Annotated in this window: 10 protein-coding genes and 2 rRNA genes; 5 read left to right on the top strand and 7 right to left on the bottom strand. The window is 63.9% G+C overall.

Annotation, left to right across the window (positions count from 1 at the left end; genetic code table 11):
• The first annotated feature begins 220 nt into the window (after positions 1-220).
• From K1X74_09070 to K1X74_09060, 3 genes are all read left to right on the top strand, one after another.
• Positions 221-3,119, top strand: a 23S ribosomal RNA gene (locus tag K1X74_09070).
• A gap of 191 nt (positions 3,120-3,310) precedes the next feature.
• Positions 3,311-3,418, top strand: a 5S ribosomal RNA gene (rrf, locus tag K1X74_09065).
• Positions 3,419-3,677: 259 nt separating this feature from the next.
• On the top strand, positions 3,678-4,988 hold the full coding sequence (locus K1X74_09060) for a beta-lactamase family protein (GenBank protein MBX7166487.1): 1,311 nt from the start codon (positions 3,678-3,680) through the stop codon (positions 4,986-4,988).
• A 233-nt stretch (positions 4,989-5,221) separates the two neighbouring features.
• Here K1X74_09060 and K1X74_09055 read toward each other — a convergent pair whose 3' ends face one another.
• The 3 genes from K1X74_09055 to K1X74_09045 form a co-directional block, all read right to left on the bottom strand.
• Complete coding sequence (locus tag K1X74_09055; GenBank protein ID MBX7166486.1) at positions 5,222-5,623, bottom strand: hypothetical protein; 402 nt, start codon at positions 5,621-5,623, stop codon at positions 5,222-5,224.
• A 98-nt stretch (positions 5,624-5,721) separates the two neighbouring features.
• Complete coding sequence (locus tag K1X74_09050) at positions 5,722-7,026, bottom strand: TolC family protein (protein ID MBX7166485.1); 1,305 nt, start codon at positions 7,024-7,026, stop codon at positions 5,722-5,724.
• A 234-nt stretch (positions 7,027-7,260) separates the two neighbouring features.
• Positions 7,261-7,896, bottom strand: coding sequence for a Maf family protein (locus K1X74_09045; protein MBX7166484.1), 636 nt, complete (start codon positions 7,894-7,896; stop codon positions 7,261-7,263).
• 34 nt (positions 7,897-7,930) lie between these two features.
• On the opposite strand from K1X74_09045, the gene K1X74_09040 reads away from it, so the two are divergent.
• Together K1X74_09040 and K1X74_09035 are read left to right on the top strand one after the other, a co-directional pair.
• Positions 7,931-8,620 carry an RluA family pseudouridine synthase gene (locus K1X74_09040; GenBank protein MBX7166483.1) on the top strand — a complete coding sequence of 230 codons (690 nt, stop codon included), beginning with the start codon at positions 7,931-7,933 and terminating at the stop codon, positions 8,618-8,620.
• A 179-nt stretch (positions 8,621-8,799) separates the two neighbouring features.
• Positions 8,800-10,170 (top strand): serine/threonine protein kinase, encoded by a 1,371-nt coding sequence (locus tag K1X74_09035; protein MBX7166482.1) that lies wholly within the window; start codon positions 8,800-8,802, stop codon positions 10,168-10,170.
• Positions 10,171-10,185: 15 nt separating this feature from the next.
• Here the strand turns inward: K1X74_09035 and K1X74_09030 are convergent, their stop codons facing one another.
• From K1X74_09030 to K1X74_09015, 4 genes are read right to left on the bottom strand one after another with little or no spacing between them, the layout of a single operon-like run.
• Positions 10,186-11,646, bottom strand: a complete 1,461-nt coding sequence (locus K1X74_09030; protein ID MBX7166481.1) for a hypothetical protein — start codon at positions 11,644-11,646, stop codon at positions 10,186-10,188.
• Positions 11,643-14,174, bottom strand: coding sequence for a hypothetical protein (locus K1X74_09025; protein ID MBX7166480.1), 2,532 nt, complete (start codon positions 14,172-14,174; stop codon positions 11,643-11,645). Before K1X74_09025 ends, K1X74_09030 begins: the two co-directional genes overlap by 4 nt.
• A gap of 23 nt (positions 14,175-14,197) precedes the next feature.
• Positions 14,198-18,676, bottom strand: a complete 4,479-nt coding sequence (locus K1X74_09020; GenBank protein ID MBX7166479.1) for a protein kinase — start codon at positions 18,674-18,676, stop codon at positions 14,198-14,200.
• Positions 18,673-19,566 (bottom strand): hypothetical protein, encoded by an 894-nt coding sequence (locus K1X74_09015; protein ID MBX7166478.1) that lies wholly within the window; start codon positions 19,564-19,566, stop codon positions 18,673-18,675. Before K1X74_09015 ends, K1X74_09020 begins: the two co-directional genes overlap by 4 nt.
• Positions 19,567-19,569 lie beyond the last annotated feature (3 nt).

The following is a 19,569-nucleotide window of genomic DNA, read 5'->3' as shown; positions in this document are numbered from 1 at the left end:
GCGGCAGGACTTGGGTGGACGACGAACGAAGAAGATTTGGATCTGGAATCGTTACTGGATCATGCCGGGTGAAGGCGTAGCGAAGGGGCATTGCTCCTACGAACCGTCTACAACCTGGCCGATCAAGTAGCAACCACCGATCTGCCGGCTTGAGAGCTGCAAGGCAGCGTTCGCTTGTCGAACGATTGCTGAGCGGCCGACGAGAGGGTTGGATCAATGTGGTCAAGCTACTAAGGGCGCATGGGGGATGTCTTGGCGTCAGGAGGCTTGGAAGGGCGTGGAAGACTGCGAAAAGCTCGGGGAAGCTGTCAAACGAGCGTTGATCCCGAGATTCCCGAACTGACGTGCGCTGAATCCATAGGCGTACGTGGCAAACGCCGGGAACTGAAACATCTCAGTACCGGTAGGAGAAGAAAGAAAAATCGATTTCCTCAGTAGCGGCGAGCGAACGGGAAATAGCCCAAACCGCGGAGGTTTTCCTCCGCGGGGTTGTAGGGCCTCTCACATGGGAGTCACAAAGCAATCGACTAGTGGAACCGCATTGGGAACGGCGGGCCAAAGAGGGTGACAGCCCCGTACATGAAAGTTGATTGCCTCCCGAGAGGTACCTGAGTAAGTCGAGTCACGTGGAACCTCGACCGAATCTACGGGGACCATCCCGTAAGGCTAAATACTCCCTGACGACCGATAGTGAACAAGTAGCGCGAGCGAAAGATGAGAAGAACCCCTGCTAGGGGAGGAAAGTGAACCTGAAACCATGTGCCTACAAGCGGTCGGAGCACTATGGCTCTTCGGAGCAACGTGTGACGGCGTGCCTTTTGCATAATGATCCGGCGAGTTACCGTTGACGGCTTGGTTAAGGCCTTCCGGGCCGAAGCCTTAGGGAAACCGAGTCTGAATAGGGCGTTATTGGTCGTCAGTGGTAGACGCGAAACTGCGTGATCTACCCATGAGCAGGTTGAATCGCGGGTTATACCGCGTGGAGGACCGAACCCATCTGGGTTGAAAACCGGTGGGATGACTTGTGGGGAGGACTGAAAGTGTAATCAAACGCAGAGATAGCTCGTTCTCTCCGAAATAGCTTTAGGGCTAGCCTCGAGCCACTACGTACCGGGGGTAGAGATACTGAATCGGATAGGGGGTCTTCCCAGACTACCCTGCTGAACCAAACTCCGAATACCGGTGCGTTTATCTCGGGAGTCAGTCCGCGAGGGATAAGCTTCGCGGTCGAGAGGGAAACAACCCAGACCATCTGCTAAGGTCCCCAAGTAGAACTTAGTCACAAAGGAAGTTGAATTGCTGAGACAGCCAGGATGTTGGCTTAGAAGCAGCCACCATTTAAAAAGTGCGTAAAAGCTTACTGGTCGAGCAGTTCTGCGCCAATAATGAACGGGAGTAAGTTCTACACCGAAGCAGTGGACGATTTATATCGTGGTAGGAGAGCGCTGGAGGTCAGAAACAAGCCGTACCGCAAGGAACGGTGTCGGGGCCTCCAGGTGATTATGCCGGAATGAGTAACGATAAAGCAGGTGAGAATCCTGCTCGCCGAAAGCCTAAGGTTTCCTGGGGAAGGTAAATCCGCCCAGGGTTAGCCGGTACCTTAGTCGAGGCCGAAAGGCGTAGACGATGGACAGCAGGTCAACATTCCTGCGCCGGTTGGGTGAACCGATGGGGAGACGGCGTCCGTAGGGTGAGCGGTACGACTAGAAATGTCCGTGGACCGTTGCGGGGTGAGGGAAAGGTAAATCCGCCCTCATCAGCCTCGTGGCGGGACCGACCGCGTTTATGTTCGGGAAGTCATCCGAAAGACGTCCAAGAAAATCCTCTAAGGGTTAAAACCCAATCGACCGTACTAAAACTGACACAGGTAGGCGAGACGAGAAGTCTAAGGCGCTCGGGAGAACACTGGTTAAGGAACTCTGCAAATTGACCCCGTAAGTTCGCGATAAGGGGTGCCCCTGATGGTTCACGCTATTGGGGGCCACAGTAAATCGGCTTCAGCGACTGTTTATCAAAAACACAGGACTCTGCGAACTCGTAAGAGGATGTATAGAGTCTGACGCCTGCCCTGTGCCGGTAGGTTAAGGAAGAGGGTTAGCCGTAAGGCGAAGCTCGCGACCGAAGCCCCGGTTAACGGCGGCCGTAACTATGACGGTCCTAAGGTAGCGAAGTTCCTTGTCGGGTAAGTTCCGACCTGCATGAATGGCGTAACGACTGAAGCACTGTCTCAACCAGTGACCCGGTGAAATTGTAGCCGTGGTGAAGATGCCACGTACCCGCAGTTAGACGGAAAGACCCCGTGAACCTTCACTGCAGGCTGATATTGGGTTTTGGTATGTTCTGTGTAGGATAGGTGGGAGGCTGTGAACCGGCGACGCCAGTCGTCGGGGAGCCAACGGTGAAATACCACCCTGAACCTACTGCAATTCTAACCCCGTCCCGTGAATCCGGGCGGGGAACAGTGTCAGTTGGGCAGTTTGACTGGGGCGGTCTCCTCCGAAAGAGTAACGGAGGAGCCCAATGGTACCCTCAGCCTGGTTGGCAATCAGGCTTCGAGCGCAAAGGTAAAAGGGTGCTTGACTGCGAGACTTATCAGTCGAGCAGGTACGAAAGTAGGGCTTAGTGATCCGGCGGTGCTGGATGGAAAGGCCGTCGCTCATCAGATAAAAGGTACTCCGGGGATAACAGGCTTATCGCTTCCGAGCGTCCATAGCGGCGAAGCGGTTTGGCACCTCGATGTCGGCTCATCACATCCTGGGGGTGAAGAAGCTCCCAAGGGTTTGGCTGTTCGCCAATGAAAGTGGTACGTGAGCTGGGTTCAGACCGTCGCGAGACAGGTCGGTCCCTATCTGCTGTGGGCGTTCGAGACTTGCGGAGGTTCTCCTTTAGTACGAGAGGATTTGGGAGGACGTTCCTCTGGTGTCCCAGTTGTCGCGCTAGCGGCACGGCTGGATAGCTATGAACGGAAAGGATAAACGCTGAAAGCATATAAGCGTGAAGCCCGCTCCAAGATTAGGTCTCGTTGAAGTCCCCTGGAAGACTACCAGGTTGATAGGCCGGAGGTGTAAGCGCAGCAATGCACTCAGCTAACCGGTACTAACGGACGAACGCTTGGCCACGTTGATCCAACGCTCTCCCTGCACGCGATCCTGAATGCTGCCCGCATTCGGTCGCCGCACGTGGAGCTGCCATGCGGTGCCCAACGCCGTCGCAGTCATCTTCCGCGACGCGCACCAAGCACCGCTCGGATGTCACGTTTTGCCACAACCATTTCGCGCCCGGTTCCGCTTCAACGCGGACCGGGCGATTTTCCGGTGACCAGATCGGAAAGGCCACACCCGTTCCCATTCCGAACACGGTAGTTAAGCTTTCCGAGCCGATGGTAGTACCAAAAGTGCGAGAGTAGGTGTTGCCGGATTTATTCAATCAGCCTGCCGCGAGCCTTCGGGTTCGCGGCAGGCTTTTTTCGTGCGCACGTCTCACGCGCACAGCGCTGCCGTGCAGGATTTCGCGCACAACCGTGATTCGCCTGGGATGTCCATTTCCCGGCCGCATCGCGCAAGTTGTCCTGAGTGGTCGTCATCCGGCACAATGATCGCGCGATGGATGCCGCGCGCCGCAGCCGCGGATGATCGCCCGTTCGCAACTCGCGCGGGGCACATGTCGGAGTACAGCACATGATTAGGACTGTCCTCAGCTCGCTGGCCGTTCGCCTGGTGCTGGTCTGCGCGATCGCGCCGGCCCTTGGCCCTTGGGTCTGTTCTGCCCTCGGCGCTGATGCGTTGCCGACGGCCCGGCCGGCCGACGTCGGACTCGAGGCCGACGAACTCCAGGCGATCGACGCCGCGATGCAGGCCTATGTCGACGAAGAGAAACTCGCCGGGGTGCTGACGCTGATCGCCCGCCGCGGCAAGGTCGTGCAGGTCGGCACCTACGGACAAATGGACCGCGAGGCCGGCAAGCCGATGCGCCGCGACGCACTGTTCCGCATCTATTCGATGACGAAACCCATCACCACGGCCGCCCTGATGACGCTCTACGACGAGGGTCGCTTCGAGCTCGACGATCCGGTCTCCAAGTTCCTCCCCGGGTTCGCCAATGTCCAGGTTTACGCCGGTCGCGAAAACGGCCAGATCAAGACGGTACCGCTCGCACGCCCGATCACGATCCGCGATTTGATGCGCCACACCGCGGGCCTGGCCTATGGACTGTTTCCGGCCACCCCGGTGGATGGCATGTACGTCAAGGAACAGGTGCTCGACCGTGGTCACAAGCTCGACACGATGGTCGAAAAGCTCGTCAAACTGCCGTTGGCGGCGCAGCCCGGCGAACGGTGGATGTATAGCATCGCCGTCGACGTCCAAGGTCGGCTGATCGAAGTGCTCTCAGGCAAAACGCTCGACGAGTTTTTCAACGAGCGGATCTTTCAGCCGCTCAAGATGTCCGACACGTTCTTTACGGTGCCGGCCGAAAAGCTCGATCGATTGACCGCGAACTACGGCCGCAAGGACGGCAAGCTCGCGCCCATTGATTCGCCTGCGACAAGCACTTTTGCCAAGCCGGCCGTCTTGCTCTCGGGGGGCGGCGGGCTGGTCTCCTCGGCCGACGACTACTTGCGCTTCGCGCAGATGATGCTCAATCGCGGCCAACTCGAAGGCGCTCGCGTCCTGAAACCGGAAACCGTCGACTTGATGACGCAAAACCACCTGCCCGAGTCGCTCGTCCCGATCGGGCTAGGGCCCGTCAAGCTCGATCACATGGGCTTCGGGCTCGGCGTCGCGGTGCGCGTGAGTGTGGCCGAGAACGAACCCGACACGACCCTGGGCGAGTACGGGTGGGGTGGCGCTGCCAGCACGCAGTTTTGGGTCACGCCGCGCGAAGAAATGGTCTGCATCGCCATGACGCAGTTCATGCCCTCCACGCGCGACTATGTCGTCTCGCTGCGCGAGAAAGTGATCGATGCCCTGGCCGAGCCAGCGGCCAAGTAATCCCCGAGCCCCCGCGCCGCGGGCAGCCCGATATGCAGGCGCTGGCGTGCTGGCGATCGCACGGAGGAGGCGGCAAGGCGGGCGAAGGTGCGCTTGCCGCGCCCCTGGAAAACGACTGCGACCGCCGGAAGCGTATTGCTTGCGGCGGTCGCCGTGCGTGATCACGAGTCGAGAGTACGAAGACGTCTCGGCCGGCAATCAGGCCAGTTGCCCCTGGCCATGACTTGCGTTGCTTACGGAGTCGCGGGGGCTGTCGCGGCTTCGGCGGCATTCTTCGTCGCTTCGGCGGCAGCATCGGCGGCGTTCTTGGTCGCATCCGCGGCGGCGTCGGCGGCCTGCTCGGTTGCCGCGGCAGCGGCTTTGGCGGCGTCCTCGGCCGCCGTGGCGGCGGCTTCGCCGGCCTTTTCAACTGCCTTGGCGCCTGCTTCGGCGGCGTCCTTGGCAGCGTCGGTGGCTTCTTTTACGGCCTGTTCCGTTTCGGCCGACTGCTTTTGGCATCCGACAACGCCGGCGCCCATGGCGGCAACCATGGTCAAACACAACATCCACTTTTTCATCGCTTGGTTTCCTTCGCAGGAGCGCGCGACGCACTCCGAGGAGCTTGCCCGATCATTACCTCCACGTTTGGCCGGCATCGCCCCGGGCCATCACGGCCGGCTCTCAAAACTAGTAGAGCCGGAGCGAGCCCGGTTTATTCCCACCACGACATGGTGGCCGGGCTTTCGAAGGTCGTTCAAGGAAACCTTTCGAGCTGCAGCAGGTCGGCAATGACAATTGCACTTTGCCAGCGATTCTGCTGGGCGTTCAGGGCGGCCAATTCAACGTCCGCTAGCGTCCGCTGACTTGAAACCAGTCCGATCACGTCGCCTTCGCCCCGAGCCAGGCGCTGCTGCTGCAGCCGCACCGACTCCATGGCCTTGGGCAGTACTTGACGCTGAAACGTCTCGACCTGCTGGGTGGCGATCTCATAGGCCGACCAGGCGTCGGCGACCTGTTGCGCCAGATCGAGCTGCCACCGTAGCGTGTCGGCGCGCGCGGCTGCCACCTCGGCTTGCGCCGCCGTGATGGCGCCCTGATTGCGATTCCAAAGGGGCACCACCATGCCGACCTGGAACAGCGCCTGATCTTGGGCAGGCTCGATCTGGCGCTGGTAGCCGCCCTGAAAGACGAGATCGGGAATCGGCTCGGCACGAGCACGCGCGAGCCGAAACATGTTGCGCGACACGGCCGCACGGGCCGCACCAACATCGGCATGATTGGCCGCCACGGTCTGTTGCAGCGCGGCGAGATCGAAGCGGGGCAGGGGAGCGGCCAGATCGCCGTTAATCGCGCCGATCTCGAGCTGCGGAATGCCCATCGCGACCGCCAGCTCGCGGCGCGCTTGGATGACCGCAGTTTCGGCCCCCAGCAGCGCCAATCGGGCGCGGTCGCGTTCGATGCCGAACGGCAGGACGTCCTGCCGGCTGATCTCTTGGCTCTTGAGCATCCGCTCGGCCAACTCGTACGACCGGCTGGTGAGCTCGACCAGGCGGTGGTTCACGGAAACACGCTGCTGCTCGACGAGCAGCGTATAGAACGCCCCGCGCACGCCCGTGAGTACATCGAAATGTGCGCGGGTCCAAGCAAATTGAGCCTGGTTCACTTCTCGCACGGCGGCCGCCTGGTCGAGGCGCAGTTTGTTGGCCGTAACCAAGGTCTGCTGAAGGTAGACGTTGTATTGACTCTGAGCGCCTGACCACTGCGGCGATGCCGAGAAGACCGAAGGGTTCGGATATGCCCCCGCTTGCCAGGCGCGCCCGCCTGCCGCTTGGACCGAGGCGGCGGCGTTGCGCAGCCGAGGATGACTGCCCAGCGCCAGGCTTTGGGCTTGGGGCAGGGTGAGCGCGGCTTGCCGACCACCTGGAGCAACATTCTCCGGCGCAGCCGCGGGGGCGGAACCGGCTGGCGCGGGCGGCGCAGCGGGCGCGCGATCGGAAGCTTGCCCCGGACTCGACGGTGGTGCAAAGGGCGGCGCTGCACGCAGAGAACCGGCCGGCAAGCAGAGCGCACAGCTCCACAACCAGATACCGGAACAAAACCAGGTGCCTCTGCGGCGGCAGAGCAACGTGGGCATGATCGATTGAGGGTCGGCGGGCAAGAAGCAGGCGGGCAGCGAGGCGAGATCTGGACCGGGTCAATGGCCAGATACCTGTTGTTTCGACCTGCACGGCGAGCCGGCATGATCGTTAAATCGATTTGAGGATGCTGCGCGCAGCAGTTGCGCCACCTGCTATCAATCCAGCGCTGCCAGCATTTCAGCCAGTAGCTCCATCGGCAGCCCCACCACGTTCGACTCGCTGCCGGAGATGACGTGTACCCAATCGATGCCGTCCTGGTAGCCGAAGGCCCCCGCTTTCCCTTCCCACAACCCGGTGGCAAGGTACTGCTCGATCTGTTCGTCCGACAGCGGGTCCATGACGAGCGTCGTCCGCGCCACGCGAACCAGTGGCTCGGAAACGGGTGCGCGCCACACACACAACCCGCTGTAGACGCGGTGCTCGCGCCCACGGAGTGTCTGCAGCATCTGGCGCGCATGGGCTTCGTGCGCCGGTTTGCCGAGCACCTGGCCGTGGCACTCGGCCACCGTATCGCAAGCGACAATCAAACCGCGGGGCACGCGCCGCACTACATCGCGGGCCTTTTGCAGTGCCAGCCGGGCCACGAGCTCTGGAGGAGACTCGCCACTGCACACGCCGCATTCGGCCTCTGGGTGAGGCTCGACTACGTCGAACTGGTAACCCGCAGCGGTGAGCAGTTCACGGCGCCGCGGCGAACTCGACGCGAGAACCAAACGCGTTGACTTGTCCAACGGTGCTTCCGCCACGGCCGCTGCCTGATATCGCTCGAGTATGGAGATCGCGGGCGGCATTGTAGGCCGCGATGGTGCCCCGTAAAACAGCCATATGATCCCAGCTGTGCCGACGATCCTGTACGAAGACAATCATCTGCTGGTCGTCAACAAGCCGGTCGGTCTGCCCACCATGGGCGTCGAGGCGGATCGGCCCAGTCTCATCGCCTGGGCCAAGGAAGATCTGCGCCTCCGCTACGAAAAGCCTGGCAACGTCTACTTGGGCATCGTCAGCCGACTCGACACTTTGGTTTCGGGCGTGGTCGTCATTGCCAAGACTTCGAAAGCGGCGTCGCGATTGACCGAACAGTTTCGCCAACGAACCGTCGAAAAGATCTACTGGGGGCTGGTCGAGCCGTCGTTCGAACCGGCCGCGGGCGAGCTGCGCGATTGGGTCTATGCGCCCGGTCATCGCCGTGCCGTGCGCAGCGTGGCGGCCGATCGCGCGGGGGCGCGCGACGCGGTGCTCGAGTTTCGGCGACTGGTACGATTGCCTCGCGCAGCGCTCGTCGAAATCCGCCCGCATACGGGCCGCAAGCATCAAATTCGGGTGCAGTTTTCCCAGCACGGCTTCCCCCTGTTGGGCGACCGCAAATATGGCAGTCGCCGGACTTTTCCGGCCGGGATCGCCCTTCACGCGCGACGCCTGACATTGCGCCACCCGGTCCGCGACGAGACGCTGTCCTGGACGGCTCCCCTGCCAGCGTACTGGAGCGAATTTGGGGTTCGTGACGACGCCGAGTAGGGGCTCGCCAAGCCCATCGCCCGGCGGCTGTCCGATTGCTTGGCGCCCGTGCGCCGACGGGAGTAGGCTTACTCCCAGGGGAGCAAAGGGGTAACCAAGCTCAAGGCTCGTGCCTTGCGCTCGCGGCTGAGGATCGGTGCCCGGTGGCCACTACGAGCGAATTCGATTTTCGCGCCTGCGTGCTATCGAGCGGCCTGGTTGCGCCCACCGACGTCGACCTGGCCCGCGAAGAGTTACGGGCCCTGGTGCCGTTCGTCGATGAACTGGCCGCGCCAGAGCTGCACAAGCAATGGGCTCAGCGCCTGGTCGAATCGGGCAAGCTCAATTCGTGGCAGGCCTCGCAGCTGCTCGTCGGTCGCGCGAAGTTCAACCTGGGCTCGTATCGGATCATCGACGCGATCGGCCAAGGCGGCATGGGCCAGGTGTTTCTGGCCGAGCACGTGGTGATGGGCCGCATGGTGGCGGTCAAGGTCCTGCCCCGGCACAAGTCGACACCCGAGGCCGAGGCCGCGTTTCGCCGCGAGGTGCGTGCCCAGGCGCGGCTCGATCACCCCAACCTCGTACGCGCTTACGACGCCGGCTTCGACGGCAACGTCCACTACCTGGTCACCGAGTATGTACCGGGAACCGACCTGCGCCGGCTGGTGCGGCTCTCCGGCAGGCTGTCGATGATGCAGGCCGCTTCGATTGTCTCGCAGGCGGCCCAGGGGCTCGCGCACGCGCACAGCCTGGGGCTCATTCACCGCGACGTGAAGCCCGGCAACCTGCTCGTGCGCGATGACGGCGTCGCCAAGCTGTCCGACCTTGGGCTGGTCGAATTCTGCACCGAAAATGAAGAGGGCTATTCGCCCGGTGGCAAGATCGTGGGCACAGCGGACTATCTCGCCCCCGAATCGATCACGGCGCCCCAAACATTGTCGCCGGCGGGCGACATTTACGCCTTGGGCTGCACGCTCTATTACGCCGCCACTGGCAAGGTGCCGTTTCCCGGGGGTTCGGTGAAAGAGAAGGCCCGCGCGCATTGCCAATTGCAGCCCCTGGACCCGCGCCGCTTGAGCCCGGAGTTGAGCGCCGAATTTGTCGACGTGATCTGGTCGATGATGGTCAAGGACCCGAAGCTGCGCATCCGCACGGCGGGTGAGGTCGTCACCCGGCTCGGCCCCTGGACGCCGCAAACCGTCTCGGCCATCGTCATTCCGCCGGCGACCAACCCGGACGCCAACGAAACGTCTTCCGGTTCGGGCTCGGCCCAGGTCGACGACACCCAGCCCGGCGGAGTGCTGCTGCCCGACGATGTGGCGGGCGTAGCGCGTGCGCCGGGCATGCAGGCCGGTGCTGACGTGTTGTCCCCGGTGCCGGGAGCGCTGCGTACGACGCATCCCATCTCCCTGGCCAGCGAAGAGACGGTCAGCGACGGGGAAAAGTCGGCCGTAGTCGAGGGGCCCCGGCTGATTTTTGGATTCCCGCCGGCCATGCTGGCGGCCTTGGCCGTGGGCGGCGCGAGCGCTGCGATCGTACTCGCATGGGTCGTGCTGTCGTCATTGCTGTGACCGGGGCAGCAAGCGTCAAGAACCGGCTGGAGCCGTCGCCGCCGCCTGCGCGGCCTCGCTGTTGGCTGGGGCGACGCTGCGGGCTCGCAAGACCGACGACTCAATCTCGTCGAGCGGCCGCGGATCGAAATAGTTGGTCATCAGCTTTTCCGTGTCGGCAAACAACAGCTCGATCTTGCGCTGAATCGCCGGGTCGCGCGACACAATGGCTTGACGCTGCTGGCGCAAGAACAGGGAGTACTGTTCCTGTTGGTTTCGCAGTTTCCGGAGACTCTCCAACAGCTTGGTTGCGGCCTCGACGTTGCCCGCGTCGAGCATGGACTGGATGCGGATGACCAGCACCGCGCGCTGCGCCACGAGATCGACCAGGCCTTCTTGGAGGCCGATGATCACGCCCTCGGCGCGCAGGCGTTCGCGATCGTCGGGCACCAGTGCCTGGAGCAAGGGCTCTTTGCCAGGCACGATCGGCAAGCGGGCCATGAACTCGCCGCCACTCTTGACCAGCAACACGCGCAGCGGCGACTCGGCCGCCTCGACCCAGATGCTGCCGTCGCCGTCGGTGCGCCCAAGGAGCGTAGTTTCGCGCTCACCTGGCGCATGGGCGTAGACCTCGTATCCCGCGAGTGGGTCGGCGCGTTGATCGCGCGCCACCAGCCGCAGCCGCGTCCCGCCGACCGGCGGCGGCACCACGATGGCCAGCTTTTCGACACGACCGCGCGTCTTCACGGTCAGCGCGCCGCGAACTCCGCTGTAGACATCGCATCGGAGCGTTCGCTCGCTGGCCTCGGCCACGGTCAGGTACGTCCACTCGATCGGCATGATGCGCCGTGCCTGGCCGTTGCGATCGTTGAAACGCACGAACGACTGCAACACCGTACCTGGCGGTACGGCCAACATGCTCGGATCGCGCGCCAACAGCTCGCAACCCATGAGCGTGAGGTTGGCCGATTTGATCTCCGCATCGTCAACGCGCGCCACCGTCCGCACCGCGGCAATCACCGCGACTACGGCGCGGTCGACCAACTGCGCGGCCTCGACCGGTTGCGCCACCGGGGGCGGCGACCAGGTCTGCGTGCGCACATCGAACTCGCGGACCGACACGACCGGTGTGCCCTGGTGCTGCGCGATCTGCAAGAACACGACCTTGTCGCCTGCGCGCAACTCGGGAGGCAACGCTTCATAGGCGACTTCGGCCAATTGCGGTCCGAGCGCCGCACGCAACAACGGGGGGCACACGCCGAGCTGAAGTTCCCAGCGCGCGCCGACAAGCGCCGCGACGCGTTCGACGATCCGGGTGGTCAGCGCGCTGGCGCCGTCCGACGAAATCCCGACCGTCGGATCGATCAGCACCACGAGCTGCACGCGGTAGGCCGATCGCTCCCACGTAGTGGGCGGCAACCCTGGCACCTGGGCACGGGCACCGCCCGACCCGTAACAGTCGAGTACCAGCGCCAGGACCGCGGTGCCCAGGCTCAAAAGACTTCGACGTCGGGGGGATACCATGGGGCAACTTGCCAAGACTCGACATGCTGATAGAGCGTCACCGGCTGCTCGCCGATACCCTGGAGCCGTTTGTGCCAGGCACAATGGTTCGTCAACTGCCACAGGGGAACAATCGCCACGTCGTCGTGGATGCGGCGGTGAATTTCGAGCAACAAGCGCCGCGCGGTGCTCCAATCTTCGGCCAGGGACAATTCGCGCAAGGCCAGTTCCATGTAGGGGCTCACCCCGGCGGCGACGCCACCGGGCCCGAACAGGCGGACCGCGTCGACGACCGGCTCCCAGGCCGCTAGCTCGCAATACCGAAAATCCCAATCGTCGGGTAACTCGCCTTGCGGCTCGAGTTCCCGCAGCTCGACATTCACACCCAAGAGCTGCAAGTAGCGCACCATCGCATTGCAGGCGGTTCGCGCGACTTCGGTGGGGGGATAAACCAGCACCAGCTTTGGCTTGGGTCCCGACGGCTTGTTGCCGGGCGCGCCTGGCTCGGCCGGCGCATCTTGCGCCGCGGCTGCGTCCGGTAAAGACGTGTCGCCAGCCGGCGCGGCCGCCGTCGTCTCTTCGGCCGGCGCGGGCGGATACGCCTGCAGAATGCCGACCGAAGCCAGGGTCAACGCAAGTTGAGGATCGCTGGCCCGCGGGGCGATCTGGTCGTTATTTGCATAACCGCGGGCATCGTCGAACGACGTGCCCCGGACGAAGGGACCGCTGACGACCATGCTACTCGGGTCTTCGCGACCGCGCAGCAGGTATTGGCGTAAAATTGACTCGCGATTGATCACATACGCCAACGCTCGCCGGAAGGTGCGATTGCCGCCCAGCGGGCGGGCCACATTGGGTACGAGGCAATGGACCGTAGGCCAGGCGTATGCGGCGACCGTAATGTCGCTGCGGCCGGCAAGCAACTGCACGTCCCAGGGGTTGATCTCAGCCAGCGCCGCGATCTCGCCGCGCAACAGGGCATCGATGGCCGACGCCCCCTTGGTGAACGTGCGCTCGACGATCTCATGAGGACCCGTTTGCGCCACGCCCGGCAGCATGGCCAGCGTGAGTTCTTCGGCGGCGCGCTGCTTGACGACCAGCGGACCGGTTTGGACGCCTTGCGCACCATCGCGGCGCGTGAGCATTCCATCGAGTAGCGCCTCGGGCAACACATGCGCCCGGCGGAAGCGCAATTGCAGATGCGTCGCGTCGGTAGCATCGACGCCCGCCAAGAGCTGCGAAAGCTCGGCGTTGTACAGCGGATCGCGGCGGTCGGCCAAGCCGAGCAGGTGCCGCGCGAGCTGAAAACTGGTCAGCGCCGAACCGTCCGACCAATGCACGTCGCTCCGGAGCCGGAGGGCGATCCCCAGGCCCAAATCGGTGCGATTCGCCTCACCCCAAGGACAGCCGTAACGTCCTCCTTCGGCGCCGACACCGTCCAACTCGAACAGCGGCCGATGAATCAACCGTCTTACACGGCGCGACGCGCCGTCGACCAAGGGGTCGGCATCTCGGCGCCAAGGCTCCAGCACGCCGATCGCCACCAGCGGATAAGCAGCATGGACCTTTTCCATCGCCTCGCGCGCGGCCGGCGCCTGTGGCCAGATTTCGACGGCCGCTAGCGCCTGGCTCAATGCCTGCCGGGTGTCGCCGGCGCTCAAGCTGGCCAACGCCTCGGCCGCCAATTTCGAGGCTCGGCCTTCGAACGTTTGCCGCCATTTTTCCGCCACGGGATGCCCGCCGAACCGCACGGAAAAGCGCGCCAAGATACCCCGGGCCAACTCGGGCTGGCCTTCCTTGACGCGATCGCCGATCAGCCGATCGACGACGCGCCCAAAGGCGTCGGGGAGCTTCGGATTTCCCTGGCCGCGGGCATCCAGCTCGCTCAACAGTGCGAAGCAGCGCTCCAGGTCGTTGGCGGCTAAGGCTTCGTCGGCCTCGGCCAGCAAGAATTCCTGGATCAACGGCTCTAGTTCCGGCATCGTCGGGTAGTTTTTGCGCAGGTAACGGAGGTAGTCGAAGGCAGCATCAAAATTCTTTTCCCCCAGCAGCCGCGCGGCTTCGGCGAGAATCATCTGCTCGAACAGGTCGACGCGTTCGATGTCCTTCCAAAGGATTTCGTACTCGGTTTCGAAATCGTCGTAGAGCCGGACAATGAGCTTGTCCTGCGGTCCCTTGCCCACGATCGGCTTGCGCGACGGCAGAAGCTGGATCTTCACCACCGCGCCTTTGGGGTCCTTGAGTACGACCTGGTCGAACGGGTCGTACTCGTAAATGCGGCGGTGATCTTGCTCGGCCGGCTCAGTCGCTTCGGCACCGGCGGCAGGGGTTTCAGCGGCCGGCGCGTTTTCGGGCGGTGCGTCCGGCGGCGCATTCGGGGCGACTGCGCCCGGCTTGGCGGCCGCCGGCGCAGGTGCCGCCGGCTTGACAGCCCGCAGCGCAGGGGGCCGTGGCGGCTGCTGAGCCACGACCAGCGAGCTCAGCAACAAGCTGCACAACAAGGCTGCCACGAGCTGCTTCATCGTTACCCGGTTCGCAAACCCGCTCAAGGACGCGGTACGGTAAACAACGTGCCATCGGCACCAACACACACGACGCGGTCGCCCACGACCAAGGGTCCTGCCACCAGCGGCTGACCGAAATCCACTTCGCTGCGCGATTCTCCACTGACGGGATCAAGCATGAGCAGCTTGCCGCCGGCCAGGGCGACCGCCAACGTCTCGCCCAGCGCGAGCGGCTCGCCACACGGACGTCCCCCGGCGAGCGGCACCTTCCATACTTGTTGACCGTTGCCGTCCCAAGCCAGCAGTTGTTCGTCGCCGGTGGCGACCAAGGCCAGCTTGCCGGCGGAACGTGGGCCCCAGGTCGCGCCGCCCGGCAGCGAGGCCGATTCGCGCGCTTGCAAATCGGCCACATTCCACGACTGGAGGCTGCCTCCGGCCAGTACGCCATACACCGTTTCGCCGGTCACGGCCAAACCAGACTGAAGCGCACTGGGTAAATCGGCTTCGGCCGCGGCCGTAAGCTGCGCAGGCTCGCCCTTGACCTGCAACACATAAATCTTCGTGCGACAGTCGCTGGCGACGAGCCGCGCATCGTCGATGGCAGCCGCCTGCCACTGGTAGGCCACGCCGGGCTCGACCAGCGGCTGGAATGGCTGCACCGGCGCGGGCACGCCCGCCGGATCGACGACTTGAATCTGGCCGCTTTGCCCCGGGACCACGATGCCGGCTCGCAACGACACCAGGGGACCGGTCAGCACGTCGCTGATCGTGGCCCATTGGAGCTGCGGATTGCGGCCGCCGCGGCGCGCCAGAATCTGGTGACCGCCCGCATCGGCCGCGGCGATCCAACCGTCAGGAATTCGTGGCGCGGGCAATGGTTCGGACGGCGCGGCCAGGACTTCGATCGACGTCGCTGATTGAGACAGCACGCCGCCTTGCGTCAGTTGCTGGGCCGTGGGAGCAAACAATCGCCCATCGGTGCGCAGCAGCTCGAGCCCGCGATCGCCCGCCGCAATGGCCGCCAGCGGCGGAGCAGCGAGCGTGCTTTCCCAGACCAGGTTACCGTCGTCCGGCCGGCTCATCGCCGCGACGAGCCGGCCGCCTGCGGCGCGGCGCAAGTGAAAGATCAGATCGTGCAGCCAAACCGGGGCCTGTAAGAACGTACTATTGGCAAACGTCACGCCCTGGGGAACCAGTCGCCCGCGCGTCGATTGAACCTGGTAGCGAGCCAACTGCTGGTCGGCTACCCACGCCTCGCCGCCGCGCGCGAGCGGGTAACGCGCCACAGGGTCGCCGGACACGGCGCCGCGCTCAACGACCATTTTAAGCGGATCGCCTTCGCCGGCTTGCGAGATCTCGAAGCTGTACCAGGCCCCCCGATCCGTGACCAGGTGCATCGTGCGGCCGGCAATGATCGGCAAGGTTGTCATCTGCCCTTCGAGGTCGAGCTGTTGCACCTGTTGCGCGTTGACGCCCTGATCGTCGACAAGCAAGACGCGCAGCCGGCTCGCCGTCGCAAGATGGTTCTCGGCCACAATCACATAGCGACTGATCACCAGCGGCGGCAGCACCACGCTGCCCGGCTGCTGACCGAGGTAGAGCACCTGGCTGCAAGCGCCGTCGGCGGCCGACAGCACGTACAAGTTTGAATGATTGGCAATCTGGTAGAGTTGCGCGCCGCGCGCTTCGATCGCCGGACCGGAGGTTACCACCTGCGGCAACTTGACCTGCCGGGGCGAGCTGCCGTCGTCCAGATTCAACCATCGCAGTTCGCCGTCGCTGGTCGCCAGCACGGCCTGACCGCGGGTCAACAGCGGCGGGCCAGACAGTAAGGCCTGGAGGTGATGCCGCCATTTGACTTCACCGCTGCGGGCGACGACGCGCGCCACTTGACCGTGTTCGGCGTCGACGATGAGCAGATCGTCGCCCGGATCGATCCCGATCGGCTGCGGCGGAATCGTCGTCGTCACGCCCACCTGCATGCGCCACAGCGGCGCGCCGCTTTCGGCATCAATGCCCCAGACCGCTCCATCGGCCAAAGCAGTGACCACTTCGCCGGCAGACGCTGCCACCTTTTCGCCGCTTCGTTCGGCCAGCGCCAGCGTCGTGAAGGCCGGCGCTCCGGCCGCGACCGGCGCGATCGGCTCGCTGGTCACCTTGACGTTGGCCTGCAAGGCCGCGGCAGCGCGGGTCAACACTTCGGCCAGCGCGGGGTCGTCGGCCAACACGGGATAACGGATCAGAATCCGCTCCCGCTCGGCATAGGCTTCGTCGAAATGTCCGGCGGCGATCGCGGCATTGATCTTTTCGAGCGCCGCCTTGAGGGCCAGGTTGCGGCCGATCTCCTCGCCGACGTTGGCAATCAGCGTTTCGATCTCGGCAATTTTGGCCGCCGGACGCAGCGACTTGACGACGTAGTAGTCGATCAACGTCAGTGCGGCTCGCGACTCGTCGAGCAACTCCGGTTGCTGGTTCTTGCGGGCCGTGTTGGCCAGCCCCTCTGCGAGCCGCGTCAACAGCACCTGGATGTCGTTCGACGCGGCCGTGAAGGGCTTGGCATATTTCTTTTGCAGATCGGCCAACACCGTGGTGCATTGCTTGACCTTGGTCGGCCATTCGCTGCCCGTGTCGACCAACTGGCGCAATTGCGCGATGCCGCGATGCACGTGTGCCTGTGGTGCGCCGACGTGCTGGGGATATTCCTTGATGAATTCGTCCAACTTGTAGGCGGCCTGGGCAAAATCTTGCTGGCCGTAAGCCCGTTCGGCTTCTTCGAGCTTCTTCTCGCCGGAGCGAAACTGGAGATTCAGCGCCATGCCGATGCCGCCCACGACGAACAACAGCAGTGCACCGCCGCCATACAGCATGAACGGTGAGTCCCAGCGCCGCGCCTCGCGTCGGCGACCGCCGACATTGAGCCACTTGCGCGACTTCTTGCCTTGTTCCTGGGATTCCTTGTCGGACTCGGCGGCCGCATCGTCGAAGCCCTCGAGCGGCAACGGATCGACGTCGAGCCCCGCTTGATCGTCGGCCAGCGCCTGAGGCAGGCCCTCGAGCGGAGCGATCTCGGTGATTGTTTCCGACGCAGCGACCGCGGCGGCCTTGCGGGGCGACGCCGACTTGGCCGGCGCCGAGCCAGGCGTGACCAGCTTGGCCACGAGCGGCGCAGGCTGCTTTGGCTTCGGCAATTCCTGGTCGAGCGGGAGCGGCTCCTCGTCGTCATCCTCGTCGAACTCAATCAGGCTCAGCACTTCTTCCTTTGCGTCGGCGCTATCGTCGCGCTGGGGCGCCACGGTGAAGTCGCGAAAGAATTCTTCCATGCTCGTGTCGGCGTCTTCCTCGGCGACCAGCTCGTTCGGCGACGGATCGGGCGGCACGACGCTGAAAAACTCCAAGGACGCCTGATCGCCGATGCGCGATGCCGCGAAGGGCGCCAGCGCTTCGATCACTTCGGCGGGCGTCTGGTAGCGATCGGTCACCGTCCGGGCCATCATCTTGGCCAGCACTGCATCGAGCTCCGGCGGCACGTCGGCGCGTAGGCTGCTGGCCAGCGGGGCGTCGTTCTGCACCCGGGCAAGCAGCTTTTGCACAGTGTTGCTGCCGCCGAAGGGAAGTTTGCCCGTGAGCAGCCGAAACAGCGTGCAGCCCAAGCTAAAAATGTCGGCGCGAATGTCGGCCGCTTTGAAGTTGTCGGCCGCTTCGGGAGCGATGTAATCGGGCGTGCCGATCGTCTGGCCAGCACGGGTCAACCCCTCGTCGTCCTGCTGAGCCTCGCTGGCGAATCGCGCCAGTCCCATGTCGAGGATCTTGATGACCGGGCGGGCGTGATCCTTGTCCCAGGTGACCAACAGATTCACGGGCTTGATATCGCGGTGCACCATCCCCTTTTGAAAGGCGTGCTGTAACCCCTCGGCCACCTGTAGACCACATTCGCACGCCGCGCTGACGGGGAAGGCACCTTTGCAGCGCAGCCAGTAGTTCAGGTCGCGCCCCTGGGCGTATTCCATCACCAGAAAGTGCGAATCGCCGACCCGGTCGGCGTCGTAAGCCACGATGATGTTCGGGTGATGCAGTGCGGCGGCGGCCTTGACCTCGCGGTTGAACCGCGCGACTGCCCGCGGCTTGCGTAACAAGTCGCGAGACAAGACCTTGACCGCCACGGTGCGATCCATCATCGCGTGGCGGGCGCGAAACACGATGCCCATGCCGCCTTCACCGATGCATTCCGCGAGCTGGTAGCGGCCCAAATAAAACGCATTGCGGCCGGCCAGGAGCTGTTGTGCCTGCCAAGCGGTCAGGTCGCCCCGTTCGACCAGCTTCCGTGCGACTTTCAGCGCATCGACCCCCGGTGTCCCAGCGATACGCGCGCGGAGCTTGCCGAGCAACTCGGGCGTCATCAGGTTTGTGCCGGCAAGCAGCTTCAAGAATTGTTGCGTGTCAATCATCGGCTCGGGCTCGGGTAGCGGGCGGTCCATCCGGCGGCGGCGCAGCTCGTCGGCGATCGGCGCTGTGGGTCTCACATGGGGATTTGTTCGATGACATAGAACTCGTAGCCGTCGCCGGCGGCGCGCACCCCGAAGATGGTCTTGCGAATCTGGCCTTGTTCTCGGCCTCGATAGGCCAATTCCAAACCGGCCAGCTCGTTCTCAAGGTCCTGGGGATAGAACTGCACGATCTGCCGGCCAGGGAGGGCCGCACCCGCCCGCGCCAACAGCGCTCGGTCGGCTTCCTTCAAGCTGCCCTGTTGCCACGACATGTACAGCCGCTGTTCGTCCTTCGCCGGACCGACGCGCAATTCCGGGCGCGAGGCCGACAAGTTGAAGGCGTACTGCACTTCGCTGTTGACTCCCACGGCGCCCAGTTCGATTTTGAAATAGTCGAGCTGCCGGGCGTAGTCCTGGAGCGTGGCCCCCTCGGCGAACCGCATTTCCCAGCGCTGCGCGCGCGGAATCCCCGGCTCGCCGTTGCCGTAGCCCAAGCCCACAGCACGGCCGTCGCCTTTCGAGGGACCCGAGGGTCCGCCGACTTCGACGTCGGAGCTCAACGAAGGATCGGTAATCGCGGCCTGATTCGTGGCCACGGCATCGACGACCATCGCCAGCGTGTCCTGCAACTCGTTTTGTTGCAGGTCGGTCTCGGCCGCGATTTCGTCCTTGTTCGGCGAGTCGATCTGCATGCTTTCGCCGGGAATGCCCGTGGGGCTACCGCCGCCGACGTCGGGAATTTCGACCGGGCGAGGTTTGGGCCGCATTGGCGGTTTGCCCGCGAGCCAGGCCCCCAGCAGAAACGCGAACGAAGTGCCCGAGAGCACCAGCAAGGCCACGAGCCAACTGGCTGCGCGATCGTACGACGTCACACGGACCGCCGTGGGAATTGCCGATGCCTGGGGGCGTGTCGATGCCTGTGCCATCCT

The sequence above is a fragment of the Pirellulales bacterium genome (assembly GCA_019694435.1).
Taxonomy (GTDB): Bacteria; Planctomycetota; Planctomycetia; order Pirellulales; family JAEUIK01; genus JAIBBZ01.
This window is presented reverse-complemented; position numbering and strand designations above follow the sequence as displayed.

Bases quoted from the DNA above. Each gene is read 5' to 3' on its own strand.
- K1X74_09040 (MBX7166483.1), top strand. From the start codon at position 7,931: ATGATCCCAGCTGTGCCGACGATCCTGTACGAAGACAATCATCTGCTG.
- K1X74_09025 (MBX7166480.1), bottom strand. From the start codon at position 14,174: ATGAAGCAGCTCGTGGCAGCCTTGTTGTGCAGCTTGTTGCTGAGCTCG.
- K1X74_09045 (MBX7166484.1), bottom strand. From the start codon at position 7,896: ATGCCGCCCGCGATCTCCATACTCGAGCGATATCAGGCAGCGGCCGTG.
- K1X74_09060 (MBX7166487.1), top strand. From the start codon at position 3,678: ATGATTAGGACTGTCCTCAGCTCGCTGGCCGTTCGCCTGGTGCTGGTC.
- K1X74_09015 (MBX7166478.1), bottom strand. From the start codon at position 19,566: ATGGCACAGGCATCGACACGCCCCCAGGCATCGGCAATTCCCACGGCG.
- K1X74_09055 (MBX7166486.1), bottom strand. From the start codon at position 5,623: ATGCCGGCCAAACGTGGAGGTAATGATCGGGCAAGCTCCTCGGAGTGC.